The organism is Azohydromonas aeria (assembly GCF_009760915.1).
Lineage (GTDB): Bacteria > Pseudomonadota > Gammaproteobacteria > Burkholderiales > Burkholderiaceae_C > Azohydromonas > Azohydromonas aeria.
In genome coordinates, this window is sequence record NZ_VIDQ01000041.1 from 19,480 (window position 1) to 35,727 (window position 16,248).

At 74.3% G+C, this 16,248-nt stretch carries 6 protein-coding genes; 2 read left to right on the top strand and 4 right to left on the bottom strand.

What is annotated here, in order from left to right:
• Positions 1 to 131 precede the first annotated feature (131 nt).
• The gene (locus FJ694_RS21670; protein ID WP_157269404.1) at positions 132 to 1,355 is read left to right on the top strand and encodes an aminotransferase-like domain-containing protein; all 1,224 of its coding nucleotides are present in this window, start codon (positions 132 to 134) and stop codon (positions 1,353 to 1,355) included.
• 13 nt (positions 1,356 to 1,368) lie between these two features.
• Here FJ694_RS21670 and FJ694_RS37805 read toward each other — a convergent pair whose 3' ends face one another.
• From FJ694_RS37805 to FJ694_RS37810, 3 genes are all read right to left on the bottom strand, one after another.
• Entirely contained in the window at positions 1,369 to 10,476 is a 9,108-nt protein-coding gene (locus tag FJ694_RS37805) for a putative Ig domain-containing protein (RefSeq protein WP_157269405.1), read from the bottom strand.
• Positions 10,477 to 10,604: 128 nt separating this feature from the next.
• A complete protein-coding gene (locus FJ694_RS21680; protein ID WP_157269406.1) occupies positions 10,605 to 11,846 on the bottom strand; it encodes a glycosyltransferase family 4 protein in 1,242 nt (413 codons plus the stop codon).
• Positions 11,847 to 11,934: 88 nt separating this feature from the next.
• The gene (locus tag FJ694_RS37810; protein ID WP_157269407.1) at positions 11,935 to 13,917 is read right to left on the bottom strand and encodes a calcium-binding protein; all 1,983 of its coding nucleotides are present in this window, start codon (positions 13,915 to 13,917) and stop codon (positions 11,935 to 11,937) included.
• A gap of 198 nt (positions 13,918 to 14,115) precedes the next feature.
• Here FJ694_RS37810 and FJ694_RS21690 point away from each other — a divergent pair, with 198 nt between their 5' ends.
• On the top strand, positions 14,116 to 15,438 hold the full coding sequence (locus tag FJ694_RS21690; protein WP_232540163.1) for a PQQ-dependent sugar dehydrogenase: 1,323 nt from the start codon (positions 14,116 to 14,118) through the stop codon (positions 15,436 to 15,438).
• Positions 15,439 to 15,447: 9 nt separating this feature from the next.
• Here FJ694_RS21690 and FJ694_RS21695 read toward each other — a convergent pair whose 3' ends face one another.
• Positions 15,448 to 16,212, bottom strand: a complete 765-nt coding sequence (locus FJ694_RS21695; protein ID WP_157269409.1) for a ParA family protein — start codon at positions 16,210 to 16,212, stop codon at positions 15,448 to 15,450.
• Positions 16,213 to 16,248: the final 36 nt, after the last annotated feature.

A 16,248-nucleotide genomic window follows, 5' to 3' on the forward strand; every position in this document is an offset into this window, starting at 1 on the left:
GGCCGCCACGGTAACCGTTCTGGTCCGCGCGCCAAACAGTTCGCCGACCGTTACGGTCGCCGTACCGGGACGGTGCAACGGTGCCGCCTTAGCCTTCGGCTCCCTGCTGCCCTGGACACCTGCCTGCCGCCATGAGTTCCACCGCCGACACGCCCCGCTATCCCCTGTCCACCCGCGCCGCCGCGCTGCGCAGCTCCGACGTGCGCGAGCTGCTCAAGGCCGCGCAGCAGGCCCACGTGATCTCGCTGGCCGGCGGGCTGCCCGCGGCGGAGCTGTTCGACACCGAGGGCCTGCGCGCCGCGACGCAGGCCGCGCTGGCCGAGGGTGCCGGAGTCGCCGCGCTGCAGTACGGCCTGACCGAGGGCCAGCCCGCGCTGCGCGCCGCGCTGCGCACCCACGAGGCCGGGCGCGGCATCGACATGGCTGGCCGCGAGCTGCTGGTGACCACCGGCTCGCAGCAGGCGCTGGACATCGTGGCGCGGCTGCTGCTCGACGAGGGCGACGTGGTGGTGGTGCAGCGCCCAAGCTACCTGGCCGCCCTCCAGACCTTTACCTTGGCCGGCGCGCGCTGCGTGGGACTGGACGAGGACGCCGAGGGCGCGCGGGTCGAGGACCTGGAGACGCTGGCGCTGCCGGCCAGGCCGAAGCTGGTCTACCTGGTCTCGCCCTTTGCCAACCCGTCGGGCGCCTCGCTGTCGCTGCGCCGGCGCCAGTGGCTGCTGGCCTGGGCCGCGCGCCACCAGGTGCTGGTGCTGGAGGACGACCCCTACGGCGTGCTGCGCACCGAGGGGCAGGAGCTGCCGAGCCTCACCGCGCTGGCGCAGGAGGTTCCCGGCGCGCGCGCCTGGTGCGGGCGCACCTCGACGCTGTCCAAGGCCGTGGCGCCGGGGCTGCGCCTGGGCTGGCTGGTGCTGCCCAGGCCGCTGGCCGAGGCCGCGGCGCGCGTCAAGCAGGCCATGGACCTGCACACCTCGTCCTTCGCGCAGGAAGTCGCCGCGCGCTACCTGGAAAGCGGCCGGCTGCCCGCGCACCTGGCGCGCGTGCGCGAGGCCTACCGCGAGCGCCGCCGCGCGCTGTGCCGGGCGCTCACCGACGCCTTCGGCGCGGCGCTGGAATTCGACGAGCCCGAAGGCGGCATGTTCGTGTGGGCGCGTTTCACCGACGGCACCGACACGCGCGCGCTGCTGCCGCGCGCGCTCGATGCCGGCATGGCCTTCGTGCCCGGCGACGCGTTCTACGCCGAGGGCGCGCCGCGCGACCGGCTGCGCCTGAGCTTCACCACGGAAAGCCCCGAGCGGCTGCGCGAGGGCGTGGCGCGGCTGCACGCGGCCTGGCGCGCCGCGCGCGGCGGCTGACGGCGCCCGCCCCTCACACCACGAACAGGTCGCCCAGCGTCAGCGTGGTGCCCGCCGCGAGCCGCGCCACCAGCACCGCCGCGCCGGCGCCGCTGCCGTCGGCGTCGTAGAGCAGCTGACCGGTGGATTGCATGTAGATGAGCCGGTCATCGGCATCGAGCGCCTTGGTGCCCAGCACGAAGGCGCCGGCCTTGACCGCGCCCACCGCACCCAGCCTGGTGAACACCGCGTCGTCGAACTCCAGCCGGTCGTCCACCGCCAGGAAGTCGGTGAGGTGGTCCACGTTGCTGGCCGCATTGGGCGCGGCGTTGAAGCGGAACGTGTCCTGGCCGGCACCGCCGGCGAGCGTGTCGTTGCCCACGCCCCCCGCGAGCAAGTCGTTGCCCGTGCCGCCCGCGAGCGAGTCGTGGCCCAGGCCGCCGTCGAGCGTGTCGTTGCCGGCGCCGCCGCTGAGCACGTTGGCCGCGCCATTGCCGGTGACGAGGTTGTGGCCGGCGTTGCCCGTGCCGTTGACGGCGGCGATGCCGGTGAGCGCCAGGTTCTCCAGGTTGGCGCCCAGCACCCACGTCACCGTGGACTGGACCGTGTCGATGTCGCCCGCGGCGCCGGCATCCTCGGTGACCTTGTCGAGCAGGCTGTCCACCACGAAGGTGTCGCTGCCGCTGCCGCCGGCCAGGGCGTCGTCGCCGGTGCCACCGTTGAGCGTGTCGTTGCCCGCGCCGCCGGAAAGCGTGTCCGCCCCGGCGCCGCCGTTGAGGCCGTTGGCCGCGGCGTTGCCGGTGATGTGGTTGGCCAGCGTGTTGCCGGTGCCGTTGATCGCCGCGCTGCCCAGCAGCACCAGGTGCTCCAGGTTGGCGCCCAGCGTCCAGCTCACCGAGGACCGCACCGTGTCGGTCTCGGCGGCCAGCGTCGAGGTCTCGACCACCTTGTCCAGCACGCTGTCCACGACGTAGGTGTCGTTGCCCGCGCCGCCGCTCAGGGTGTCGAGGCCGGCGCCGCCGTCGAGCACGTTGGCCGCGGCATTGCCGGTGAGGGCGTTGGCCGCGCCGTTGCCCGTGCCGCTGACGGCGGCCGTGCCCGTGAGCACCAGGTTTTCCAGGTTGAGGCCCAGCGTCCAGCTCACCGAGGAGCGCACCGTGTCGGTCTCGCCGGCCACGGCGGAGGACTCATCCACGCCGTCCGACACGTTGTCCACCCAGTAGGTGTCGGCACCGGCGCCGCCGATCATCTGGTCGGCGCCGCTGCCGCCGTCGAGCGTGTCGGCGCCCTGCCCGCCTTCGAGCCGGTCGCTGCCCTCGCCGCCCAGGAGCAGGTCGTCGCCGTCCACGCCGAACAGCGTGTCGTTGCCGGTGCGGCCCTCGATGCGGTCGGCGGCGCCGTAGCCGTAGAGGCCGTCATGGCCGGAGCCGCCCAGCAGCGTGTCGGCGGCCTCGGTGCCGAAGCGGAAGGTGCCCGGGCTGCTGCGCAGCACGAAGCTGCCGGTGGCGCTGGCGCCCTGCGGGTCGGTGACCCTGATGGCCAGGGTCCAGGCGCCGGTCGTGGCGTAGGGCGCGGTGCCCGAGAGCACGTGCGTGGCCGCGTCGTAGCGCAGCCATGAGGGCAGCGGCTGGCCGCTGGCGAGCGTGACGCCGAAGGCCAGCTGCGCGTCGTCCTCGATGTCGTGACCCAGGTCGTCCAGGTCCAGGGTGAAGGGCTGGTCGCCGCTGTCGAGGAAGGTGCGCTCGAACAGGTTCGTCAGCGTCGGCGCGTCGTTGACCGGCGTGGCCTGGAACTGCACCTGCCGCGTGATCACGCTGCCCTCGTCGTCCATCACGCTGTAGGCGAAGCCGCCCAGGGCGCCGTTCTGGTGGGCCTGGGGCGTGAAGCGCAGCCCGGTGAGCTGCGCGGCGCTGAGTGCCTGGCCGCTGGCCACGGCGCTGCCGTCGGCCAGCGTGAGCATGCCGAGTGAAGGCGACGGCAGCGCGTCGATGCGGATGGTCGGCATGCCGCCGTCCGGGTCGCTGGGCGCGGTCAGCCCCAGCGGCGTGGCCGCGGCGTCCTCCAGCAGCAGCACGGTCTTGTCGTCCTGCGCGGTGGGCGCGGCCGGGTTGGTGCCCACGCGCGGCGCCAGCGCCTGCACGAAGTTGGCCGCCGTCAGGCTGCCCGGGGCCACCCCCTGCAGCAGCGCCAGCGCCACGTAGCGCGCACCGTTGCCCGCCGCGTCGGCATCGAGTTCCAGCAGCGTGCCGCTGCCCGCGGGCGTGAGGCGCAGGTGGCCGCTGGCGAAGGGGTCGGCCCCGGCGGACAGCGGCAGCCGCGCCAGCACGGCGGAGAGGTCGAGCCGGTCGCCGCCCGCGCCGGCCGTGAAGTCGGTGAGCACCGGCGCGGGGCGCAGCTCGCCGGGCGCGCGCCAGGCCAGCCGCACCACGTCGGCATCGGCGCCGGTGCTGATGCGCCCCGAGCCCCCGTTGCCGCTGGACAGCACGATCAGGTCGCGCCCGGCACCGGCGTCGATCGCCAGCGCGGTGCCGGCGAAGTCGATGGTGTCGTTGCCCAGGCCGCCCAGCACCGTGCTGGCGTCGCCGCTGCCGGTGAGCTGGTCGTCGCCATCGCCCAGGTCCACGCTCAGCCGCGCGCCGTTCATGGGCACGGACACCGTGTCGTTGCCCGCGCCGCCCAGCACGGTGCTGTCGCTGGCCAGCAGCACCAGGGTGTCGTGGTCGGCGCCGCCGTCGACGAGCCCGCCCTTGCCGCCGAGGTAGAAGATGTAGTCGTTGCCCGCGTCGCCGCGCAGCGTGTCGGCGCCGTCGCTGTTGCTGCCGCTGCCGCCATTGATGTCGTCGGCGCCGTCGCCGCCGCTGACCGAGTCGCGGTCCGAGTCCGTGCCGGTCTTGATGACGTCCGCGCCGGCGCCGCCCAGCAGCGTGTCGCCGCCGCGGCCGCCGTCGATGCGGTCGTCGCCGTCGCCGCCGTCGATGAAGTCGTTGCCTTCCTCGCCGTTGAGGCCCGCCTGGTTGTAGGCGCGGCCCTTGTAGGTGCCGCTGAACCAGCCCGCGTCGTTACCCGAGCCGCCCTGGATGGTGTCGTTGCCGAAGCCGCCGAAGACCACGTCGTTGCCCAGGCCGCCGTCGAGCAGGTCACCGCCATCGAAGCCGAAGAGCAGGTCGTTGCCCTCGGCGCCGCGCAGCGTGTCGGCGCCGCCGAAGGCGCCGTCGAGCAGGTCGTCGTCGCCGGCACCGGCCAGGCTGTCGGCGCCGTCGGCACCGACGAGGGTGTCGGGTGCCAGCGTGCCGTCGGCGGTGCGCGGCGCCGTGTCGCCCGCGGGCGCGATGCGGTCCACGAAGTTGTCGCGCGTGAAGGCCGTGGCCTGGGTGCCGCGCAGCAGCGCCACGGTGGTCCATTGCGCGCCGTCCACCGGGCCGTTCAGGTCGGCCTGCAGCTGCGTGTCTGCGCCCGATTGCACCAGCCGCAGCCAGCCGCCGGTGAAGGGGTTGCCGTAGTCGTAGCCCAAGGCCCACAGCCGGCCCAGCACGGGCGAGAGGTCGAGCCGGTCGCCGCTGGCGCCGGTGCTGAAGTCGGTGATGACGGCGGGCGCGTAGCCGCGGTCGATCACGCTGGCCAGCGACAGCCGCACCGTGTCGCGGCCGGTGCCGGTGGTCACGGTGGCCGCGGCGCGCTCGTCCACCGCGAGATCGACGAGGTCGTCGCCCGCGCCGGCGTCGATGACCAGCGCCTCGCCGGCGGCGCGGATGGTGTCGTTGCCCAGCCCGCCCACGAGCGTGGCGGCGTCGTTCTCCCAGGACGCGTCGTTGGCGTGGCCCGCGCCCAGCGCGGCGTCGAGCAGGTCGTCGCCCTCGCCGCCGTCCACGCGCGCGCTCAGGCTGCCCTGCACGGTGAGCAGGTCGTCGCCCGAACCGCCCAGCAGCGTGCTGCCGCGGGTGAAGCTCAGGCGCAGCGTGTCGTTGTCGGCGCCGCCGTCGAGCAGCGCGCTGCGCGGCAGGCTGCGCTCCTGTTGGTTGCGGTCGAACAGCAGCGTGTCGTTGCCGGCCTCGCCGCGCAGCGTGTCGTTGCCCCAGCCGCCGTGCAGGGTGTCGGCGCCGTCGCCGCCGAGCACCGAGTCGGCGTCGCGGGTTTCGGCGGGGCTGCCGCCGTCGGCGGCGATGAGGTCGTTGCCGGTGCCGCCCAGCAGCGTGTCGTTGCCGCTGCCGCCGTCGATGCGGTCGTTGCCGTCGCCGCCGTCGATGGAGTCGTCGCCCTGCTCGCCGTTGAGGCCCCAGACCTCGTAGGCGCGGCCCTTGTAGGTGGCCTTGTAGGGGGCGGCGTCGTCGTCCGAGCCGCCCAGGATGGTGTCGTTGCCGTAGCCGCCGAGCACCACGTCGGCGCCCAGCCCGCCGTCGAGCGAATCGGCGTCGCTGAAGCCGAAGAGCGTGTCGTCGCCCTCGCCGCCGCGCAGCGTGTCGCGCCCGCCGAAGGCGCCGTCGAGCAGGTCGTTGTCGCCCAGGCCGGCGATGCTGTCGTGGCCGTCGGCACCGGCCAGGGCGTCGGCGCGCTCGCTGCCGTTGACGAACTGCCCGGCCGCGAAGCCCGTGGGCGCGATCTGGTAGACGAAGTTGTCGGCACTGAAGCCCAGCGGCGCGGTGTTGCGCAGCAGCGCCAGCGTGAGCCACTGCCCGCCGTTGCCCGGGCCGCTGAGGTCGGCCTGCAGCAGCGTGTCGCCGTTCGAGGCCGTCAGCCGCAGCCAGCCGCCGGTGAAGGGGTTGGCGTAGTCGTAGCCCAGCGCCCACAGCCGGCCCAGCACCGGCGCGAGGTCGAGGCGGTCGGGGTCGGCGCCGAGGTTGAAGTCGGTGATCGCGGGCAGCGCGAAGCCGCCTTCCACGCTCAGCAGCGACAGCCGCACCGTGTCGGCGCCGTCGCCGGTGGCGACGGTGGCCGAGGCGCCCTCGCTGATGGCCAGGTCGATGAGATCGCGGCCCGCGCCGCCCTCGATGCGCAGCCTGGCGCCCGAGGCCAGGATGGTGTCGTCGCCGCCGCCGCCGCGGATCGTGGCGGCGTCGTTGACCCAGACCGGCTGCGACAGGCCGCCGCTGCGGTTGCTGGCGTCGATCAGGTCGTGGCCGTCGCCGCCGTCGAGCAGCGCGCCGGTGCTGCCGCGGGCCTGCAGCGTGTCGTCGCCGGTGCCGCCGAGCACGGTGCTGGCGCTGGTGTGCCACAGCAGCAGCTTGTCGGCGTCGGCGCCGCCGTCGAGCAGCACGACGCGGTTGGCGGCGCGCTCGGTGGCGGTACGGTCGAACTCGATGAAGTCCGCGCCGGCGTCGCCGCGCAGCGTGTCGTTGCCGCCGCCGCCCTGGATCGTGTCGTCGCCGAGCCCGCCGCTGGCGGAATCGGCGTCGCCAACCCCGGGCGTGGCGTTGGCGGCGTTGATGACGTCGGCCTCGGCGCCGCCGAACAGCGTGTCGTTGCCGTTGCCGCCGTCGATCAGGTCGCGGCCGTCGCCGCCGTCGATCCAGTCGTTGCCCTCCTCGCCGTTGAGGCCCACGGCGTCGAGCACGCGGCCCTTGTAGGTGCCGCGGTAATGCCAGGCGTCGGACGTGCCGCCGTCGTCGCCCGCGCCGCCGAGCACGGTGTCGTCGCCGAAGCCGCCGAGCACGACGTCGCGCCCGGCGCCGCCGTCGAGCGAGTCGGCGCCGTCGAAGCCGAAGAGCAGGTCGTCGTCGTCGCCGCCGAAGAGCCGGTCGGCGCCGCCGCTGCCGCCGTCGAGCGTGTCGTTGCCGGCCAGGCCGTACACGGTGTCGTTGCCCCCCGTGGTCCTGACGCCGACCACGGGCAGCGTGTCGGTGAGGGCGTCGTGGCCCGCGGTGCCGGTGATGAGCTCGCCGTCGCCGCCCAGGGGCGGGATGAAGTTGGCGCCCAGGTCCAGCGCGCCGGGCGGGACGCCCTGCAGCACCACCACCGTGATCCACTGCCCGCCGCCGGCCGGGCCGTTGAGGTCGGCCTGCAGCAGCAGGTTGCCGTCCAGCGGCTGCAGCCGCAGCCAGCCGCCGGCGAAGGGGTTGCCGTAGTCGTAGCCGCCCTCGGCGAGCCGGCCCAGCACCGCGGAGACGTCGAGCCGGTCGCCGCCGGGGCCCGGGGTGAAGTCGGCGATGACCGGGGGGGCGTGGGCGGCTTCGGCGCTGCGCAGCGACAGCCGCACCGTGTCGCTGCCGCTGCCGGTGCGCACCAGGCCCCAGGCGTTGTCGTAGGCCGCGAGGTCGATGAGGTCGCTGCCCGCGCCGCCGTCGATGACCAGGCGCTCGCCCGAGGCCAGGAGGGTGTCGTCGCCCGCGCCGCCCAGCAGCGTGGCGTCGTCGTTGCGCCAGCGCAGGCCGCCGCCGCGCAGGTCGGCGTCGGCGGCGCCGGCGTCGATGCGGTCGTTGCCCCCGCCGCCGTCGGCCCTGGCGGCGGCGGCGCCGTGCAGCGTGATGACGTCGTCGCCGTCGCCGCCCAGCAGCGTGCTGTTGCGCGTGGAGTGCAGCAGCAGCGTGTCGGCATCGGCGCCGCCGTCGAGCAGCACGGTCCAGGCGCTGCCGCGGTCGCGGTCGTCGCGGTCGAAGGCCAGGGCGTCGCTGCCGGCGTCGCCGCGCAGGGTGTCGTTGCCGTGGCCGGCGTCGAGGGTGTCGTTGCCGCTGCCGCCGCTGAGCGAGTCGTGGTCGGTCTGGCCGGCGCGGGGGGCGTCGTCGGCCAGCAGCCGGTCGTTGCCGGCGTCGCCACGCAGCAGGTCGTTGCCGGTGCCGCCGTCGATCACGTCGTGGCCGTCGCCGCCCGAGACGGTGTCGTCGCCCTCCTCGCCGCTCAGGCCCGCGGCCTGGTAGGCGCGGCCCTTGTAGGTCTGCAGGAAGACGGCGGCGTCGTCGCCGGCGCCGCCATCGATGACGTCGTTGCCGTAGCCGCCGAAGGCCACGTCGTCGCCGTCGCCGCCGTCGAGCGAGTCGGCGCCGCTGAAGCCGAATAGCGTGTCGGCCCCCTCGCCGCCGAGCAGCGTGTCGGCGCCGCCGAAGGCGCCGTCGAGCCAGTCGGCGCCGCCCAGGCCCGAGAGGCTGTCGCCGGCGTCGCCGCCGTGCAGCGTGTCGGCGCCCCCGGTGCCGGCCAGGCGGCGCGCGAGCAGGTCGCCCTGCGGGTCGATGCTCCAGACGAAGCTGGGCTGGTCCAGCGCCGCCGGGCTCACGCCGCTCAGCCGCGCGATGTCGAGCCACTGCCCGGCGTTGGCCGAACCCGTGGTGTCCACCTGCACCAGCGTGTCGGTGCCGGCCGCCACCAGGCGCACCCAGCCCTGGGTGAAGGGATTGGCGTAGTCGTAGCCCAGCTCCCACAGCCGGCCGAGCACGGGGTCGAGGTCGATGCGGTCGCCCTCGGCGACCTTGAAGTCGCTGACCTGCGCGGCGGCCCGGCCGAGCTCGCGCGAGCGCAGCGACAGCGCCACCGTGTCGGCGCCGCTGCCCAGCGCGGCCACGCCGGTGCCGTGGATGGCGGGGCTGGACTCGAAGGCCACCACGTCGTTGCCGCTGCCGGCCTGCACGGCGTTGCCGGCGTCGCGCACGGCGATGCGGTCGTGGCCCTCGCCGCCGATGAGCGTGGAGGAGCCGCCCACGCTGAGGGTGTCGTCGCCCGTGCCGGCATCCACGTGGTGGCCGCTGCCGTCGGCGATGACGAGGTCGGCGCCGGCACCGGCGAAGGCCACGAGCTGGCCGTCGCCGCCGTTGAGCGTGTCGTCGCCCGCGCCGCTGACCAGCGTGTCGGCGCCGCTGCCGCCGCTGAGCGAGTCGCCCAGGACATCGGTGTCGGTGACGGTGAAACGCACGTCGGTGCGGCTGGTGCCGAAGCTCACGCCGGTGACGCCGGACCAGAGGCGGTCGTCGCCGTCGCCGCCGCTGAGCCAGTCGCGCCCGGTGCCGCCGTCGAGCATGTCGTCCTGCGCGTCGCCGAAGAGGTAGTCGCTGCCCGCGCCGCCGGCGAGCGTGTCCTTGCCGCTGCCGCCGCGCAGTTCGTCGTCGCCGTCGCTGCCCAGCAGCTGGTCGTTGCCGCTGCCGCCGTCGGCGACCATGCGCGAGTCGCCCTGCAGCAGGTCGTCGCCGCCCTCGCCGTGGAGGAAATCCACCCCGGCGCTGGAAGCCCCGCTGCGCAGCGTGTCGTTGCCCCAGCCGCCGTAGAGCGTGTCGCTGCCCAGGCCGCCGTCCACGCTGTCGTTGCCGTAGGTGCTGCGCACCAGGTCGTCGCCGGCGCCGGCGCGGACGGTGTCGTTGCCGTCGAGGACGAAGAAGTTGTCGTTGCCCGGCGTGCCGTCGAGGTCGGCGTGCACCACGGCGCCGTCGAGCCGGAACGGCGGGTCGAAGTTGTGCTGCTGCAGGCTGCCCAGTGCCACGCCGCGCAGGATCACCACCGTCTGGTACACCGAGCCGTCGAGCCCGCCGGTGGCGTCCACCTCCACCAGCGTGTCGGCGCCCTGCTGGCGCAGCCGCAGCCAGCCGTTGCCGCCGAGCACGCCGGCGCTTGACTGCACCACGCGCGTGCCGTCGAGCGCGAAGCGCTGCTGGTCGAGGAGCGGGTTCAGGCCGTCGTAGCCCGCAGCGGCCAGGTCGGCGAAGACCTCGTGCAGCGACAGCACGTCGCCGCCGGCGCCGGGCTTGAAGTCCTGCACGTCGTAGACGCCGTGCACGATGCGGTCGGCGTAGGAGGCGACGACGCGGTCGCCGCCCTCCAGCGGCGTGGTGGCGTCGTTGTCGTCGGTGAAGATGGTGCCGGTGGCGCGGATCACGTCGGCGCCCAGGCCGCCGACGACCCAGTTGGTGCCGGAGAGCGCGACCAGGGTGTCGTTGCCCAGGCCGCCGTCGAGGGTGTCGCTGCCCAGCCCCAGCACCGAGTCGTTGCCGCCGCCGGCGTGGACGGTGTTGCCCAGGCCGGCGCGGATGGTGTCGTCGCCGGCGTCGGCGCGGTCATGGGGCGCGTCGGCGTAGCGGTCGCCCCAGATCAGGTTGCCGCTGCTGAGGTCGGTGAGCGTGTCGGCCGCGCCGCCGCCGTAGAGGGTGTCGGCCCCGTCGAGGCCGTTGAGGTCGTCGCTGCCGGAGCCGCCGGCCAGGACGTCGGGATCGTTGGTGCCTTGGATTGCCATGGATGGGCAATCTCACACGCGCCCCTGTGCCGGGCATGGGAGGAAGCGACGGGCCGGACCGGGAGCTTTGTGGGGCGCTTCGGGGTGCCGCGGAGGGAGCTTTGTGGGGGGTGCCGCCGGCCGCGCCCTCAACCCGCGCGCCGCACCGCGACCCGCTCCAGCAACGCCAGCCCGTCGGGCAGGCAGCGCGTGGCCAGGTCGTAGCGCTCGACGACCGTGGCGCGGGCGGCCTGGCGCGCGGCCTCGACCTCGGCGCCGCCGCGCAGCACCTGCGCGAGCTTCCCGGCCAGCGCTTCGGCGTCGAAGAAGTCGGTGAGCCAGCCGTTGCGCCCGTGCTCGATCACTTCCTGCACCGGCGCCGTGCGCGAGCCCACCACGGCGCATCCGCTGGCCAGGGCTTCGAGCATCGACCACGACAGCACGAACGGGTAGGTCAGGTAGGCGTGCACCGCCGAGACCTGCAGCAGCTTCAGGTACTGCGCGTAGGGCAGCTTGCCGGTGAAGTGCACGCGCGACCAGTCCACGCGCGCGCCCAGCTCGGCCTGCAGCCGTGCCCGCCAGGTCTGCCCCGGCGCCAGGCGCTGGCCGTAGCTGACCTCGTCGCCGCCGACCACCACCACGCGCGCGTGCGGCGCGCGCGCCTGCAGCGCCGGCAGCGCGCGCATGAAGGTGTGGAAGCCGCGGTAGGGCTCCAGGTTGCGCGCGACGTAGGTCACCACCGGGTCGCCGCGGCGCAGGCGCAGGCCGTCGCGCTCGAACACCGCCTCCAGGTCCGGGCGCACCAGCCGCGTGTCCACGCCCTCGTGCACCACGGCGAGCTTGTGCTGGAAGCCGGCCGGGAACTGCGCGCGCTGCCACTCGGTGGGGCACACGCCGGCGTCGATGTCGTCGAGCGCGAGCAGGTGCGGCGCCTTGCGCAGCTGCAGCCGCGCCAGCGCGTCAGGCCCGCTGGGGAACTCGGGGTCGAAGCCCACGTCGGCGCCGCGCGCGCGGTAGAAGAACTCGCAGTAGCCCAGCATCGGCGTGTCCGGGCACTCGGCGCGGATGAACATCGCCTCGCCCCAGCCGGGGTGGACCACGATCAGGTCGGGCCGCAGGCCCTTGGCGTTGAAGGTGCGCAGCGCGCGCGCCACGGCGTGCCCGCGCGCGACCTGCGCGTCGAGCTCGCGCAGGTGCGCCGGCGTGGCGGCGAACTGCTTCGGGTCGGGCAGCCCGTAGCCGAACACGCTCAGCCGCGCGTGGCGCGCGCCCCAGCGCTCGACGGCGCCGCGCTCGCCCACGGCCAGCACCTCGTCGCCGCGCTGCAGCAGCGCCGCGATCAGGTGCCGGAACTGCGCCGGCATGTTCTGGTGGATGAAGCACACGCGCATCGATCGGTTCCTTGAAAGCGGAAAAGCCGGTCGCCGCCCCGTGCGCCATGGGGGCAGCGACCGGCCGACTCGGGCCAGGCCCGGCGCGTCAGACCACGAACAGGTCCGCGGCCGTCAGCGCCGTGTTGACGCCGAGCTTGGCGATGAGCACGGCCGCGCCGGCGCCGCTGCCGTCGGCGTCATAGCGCAACTCGCCCGTGGCCTGGGTGTAGATCAGCCGGTCGTTGGCATCGAGCGCCTTGGTGCCCAGCACGAAGGCGCCCGCGTCCACCGCCGCGCCCGCGCTGCCCAGCCCGGCGAAGACGGCGCGGTCGAACTCCAGCCGGTCGTCCGCCGCGTTGAAGTCCAGGATCGTGTCGGCACTGGCACCGCCGGCGATGGCGCCGGTGAAGCGGAAGACGTCCTGGCCGGCACCGCCGTCCAGGGTGTCCAGGCCCAGGCCGCCGACGAGGGTGTCGCTGCCTTGGCCACCGCTGAGCCGGTCGGTGCCGTCCCCGCCGTCGAGCAGGTTGCTGCCGGTGCTGCCGGCGACGCGCAGCACGTCGGCGCCGAGGCCGCCGGCCAGGGTGTTGTCGCCGCTGCCGCCGTCGAGGTCGTCGTCGCCGTCGCCGCCGGCGAGCTGGTCGTTGCCCAGGCCGCCATCGAGCAGGTCATTGCCTGCCTCGCCCCGCAGGACGTCGGCGTCGTCGCCGCCGCGCAGCGTGTCGTTGCCGGCGCCGCCGGCCACCGAGTCGGCGCCACTGCCGCCATCGAGGCTGTCGTCGCCGGCGGCGCCGTTCAGGACATCCTTGCCGGCGCCGCCCACGAGGGTGTCGAGGCCGCTGCCGCCGACGATGGAGTCGTTGTCCCCGCCGCCATCGAGCAGGTTGCGGCCGGCGCTGCCGGTGACGCTCAGCACGTCGTTGCCGAGACCGCCGGCGAGGGTGTTGTCGCCGCTGCCGCCGTTCATGTCGTCGCCGTCGTCGCCGCCGTCGAGGCTGTCGTTGCCGTCGCCGCCGAGCAGCGTGTCCATGCCACTGCCGCCGAGCAGCGTGTCGGCCGCGCTGCCGCCGACGACGGCGTCGTTGCCGTCGCCGCCTTCGAGCCGGCAGGCGCTGGCGTTGCCTTTGCTGCTGAGCTGGTCGTTGCCGGCGCCGCCGACCAGCGTGTCGCTGCCCGCGGCGTCGCTCAGCAGGTCGTTGCCCGCGCCGCCATCGAGGCGGTCGCTGCCGGCGCCGCCAGCCAGCGTGTCGCTGCCGTCGCCGCCGACCAGCGTGTCGTTGTTGTCGCCGCCGGCGAGCTGGTCGTTGCCCAGGCCGCCGTCGAGCAGGTCGCTGCCTGCCTCGCCCTGCAGGATGTCGGCATCCTCGGCGCCGCGCAGCGTGTCGTTGCCGTCGCCGCCGGCCACCGAGTCGGTGCCGCTGCCGCCGTCGAGGCTGTCGTCGCCGGCGCCGCCTGCGAGGTAGTCGTTGTCCGCGCCGCCCCACAGCGTGTCGCGGCCCGCGCCGGCAAAGAGCTGGTCCCGGCCGGCGCCGCCGTCGAGGCTGTCGTCGCCGGCGCCGGCGTCCAGGGTGTCGTTGCCGAGGCCGATGCCGCCCAGTAGCGTGTCGCGGCCCGCGCCGGCAAAGAGCCGGTCGTCGCCATCGCCGCCGTCGAGGCGGTTGTTGCCGGCGCTGGCCTGCGTCACGAGCTGGTCGTTGCCGGCCTCGCCCATCAGCACGTTGTCGCCCTCGCCGCCGACCAGGCTGTCGGCGCCCAGGCCGCCCCAGAGCGTGTCGTTGCCGAGGCCACCGTCGAGGAAGTCGTTGCCGGCGCCGCCCCACAGCTTGTCGCGGCCGCTGCCGCTGGTGAGGGTGTCGTTGCCCTCGCCGCCGTCGAGCTGGTCGTCGCCGCCGTAATCGACGCTGCTGTTCGTCGTGGTGAGCCAGTCGTTGCCGGCACCGCCCCGCAGCGTGTCGGCGCCCCTCCAGCCCTGGAGCATGTCGTTGCCAGCGGTGCCGGTCTTGGCGTCGTTGCCGTCCGTGCCGTACCAGCGCACGCCCGCCGTCGTGGGCGCTGCCGCGGTGGCGGCGGATGCAACGTTGCTGGCCATTCCTGTGCTCCCCTGATCTGCGATCGCTTCTCTTCTTCCGCTATGGCCTGCCGCTTCACTGCCATGAAAGCGGCGAGGTCTTTTTTCATTATGTTGCAGTCAACCCCTGCACCCGGACTGGACGTCTGCCGGAACGCCCGGGCCGGCCCGGGATTTGCCCAAGGGGCGCTGACCTCTCCACCCGTGACAGGAGTTCCCGTGACACTGCGCCCCGCCCTGCTGGCTGCCACCGTGACCGCCGTGCTGGCGGCCTGCGGCAGCGACACGCCGCGCCTGGTCGCGGCCGACATGACCGGCCCCGACCCCACGCTGCCGCCGCCCCGCAAGACGCTCATCCCGACCGTGGACATCGCCCCGGCCGTGGGCTGGCCCAGCGGCGCCGCGCCCACGCCCGCGCCCGGGCTGCAGGTGAAGGCGTTTGCCACCGGGCTGGAGCACCCGCGCTGGCTGCACGTGCTGCCCAACGGCGACGTGCTCGTGGCCGAGACCAACGCGCCGCCCAAGTCCGAGGGCAACAAGGGCTTCCGGGGCTGGGTCATGAAGAAGGTGATGGACAAGGCCGGCGCCGGCGTGCCCAGCCCCAACCGCATCTCGCTGCTGCGCGACGCCGATGGCGACGGCGTGGCCGAGACGAAGACGGTGTTCGCGCAGGGGCTGAACTCGCCTTTCGGCATGGCGCTGGTGGGCAACGAGCTGTACGTGGCCAACACCGACGCCGTGGTGCGGCTGCCCTACCGCCCGGGCGACACGCAGGCCGCCGGCGCGCCGCAGACGCTCACCGACCTGCCCGGCGGGCCGCTCAACCACCACTGGACCAAGAGCCTGATCGCCAGCCCCGACGGGCAGCGCCTCTACGCCACCGTGGGCTCCAACTCCAACGTCGCCGAGAACGGGCTGCAGGCCGAGGAGGGGCGCGCCGCGATCTGGGAGATCGACCGCGCCACGGGACGCAAGCGGCTCTTTGCCACGGGCATCCGCAATCCCAACGGCATGGCCTGGGAGCCCACGACCGGCCTGCTGTGGACGGTGTCCAACGAGCGCGACGAGATCGGCAACGACCTGGTGCCCGATTACCTGACCTCGGTACGCGACGGCGCCTTCTACGGCTGGCCCTGGAGCTACTGGGGCCAGAACGTGGACGCGCGGGTGAAGCCCGTCAACGAGCAGGCCGTGGCCAAGGCCCTGAAGCCCGACTACGCGCTGGGCGCGCACGTGGCGGCGCTGGGGCTGGCGTGGAGCGGCGAGCAGGCCGCGGCGTTGCCGGCCTCGCTGCGCAGCGGCATGTTCATCGGCCAGCACGGCAGCTGGAACCGCAAGCCGCTGTCGGGCTACTCGGTGGTGTACGTGCCCTTCTCCAACGGCCGCCCGGCGGGCGCGCCGCAGACGGTGCTCTCGGGCTTCGTCAACGGCAAGGGCGACGCACAGGGCCGCCCGGTGGGCGTGGCCCTCGACGGCCGCGGCGCGCTGCTGGTGGCCGACGACGTGGGCAACACGGTGTGGCGGGTGACGGCGGCGCAGTGAGGCCCCGGCTCACGCCGGCAGCGCCTCGTGCAGCTGCTGGAACTCGCGCGTGAGCTTGTGCCGCGGGTCCAGGAACACCATGGGCTGCGCACGCTGGTGCGACTCGCGGATCTTGACCGAGGCGCTCAGGTAGGGCTTGAGCACCGGCAGCCCGTCGTCGATGAGCTGCTGCACCAGCTGCTGCGGCACGTTGGCGCGCGGCTGGAACTGGTTGACGACGATGCCTTCCACGCGCAGCGGCGCGTTGTGGTCGCTGCGGATCTCCTCGATGCTGGCCAGCAGCGCGTCGAGCGCGCGGCGCGAGAAGGTGTCGCAGTCGAAGGGTATGAGGCAGCCGCCGCCGGCGATGAGCGCCGAGCGCGTGTAGAAGTTCAGCGCCGGCGGGGTGTCGATGTAGATGCGGTCGTACGCCGGGGCGATGGCCGCCAGCGCGTCGCGCAGCTTGTTCATCTTGTAGCGCGACTCCAGCTTGCCCTGCAGCTCCTCCAGCATCGGGTGCGAGGCCAGCAGGTCCAGGTGCTCGAAGGGCGTGGGCACCACGCAGCTCTGCAGGCTGCGCTCGTTGAAGATGCTCAGCACCGACTCGAACCAGCGCCCCAGGTTGCGCTCCTCGTCCGGCGGCGCGTCGCCCATGAGGTAGTGCGTGGAGTTGCCCTGCGGGTCCAGGTCCAGCACCAGGGTGCGCAGCCCCTGTTGCGCGCTGATGGCGGCCAGGTTGCAGGTGATGGTGGACTTGCCCACCCCGCCCTTCTGGTTGAACACGACGTAGCGCATGGACCTTGGCTCCTGGTTCCCTGGTGGATGCTGATG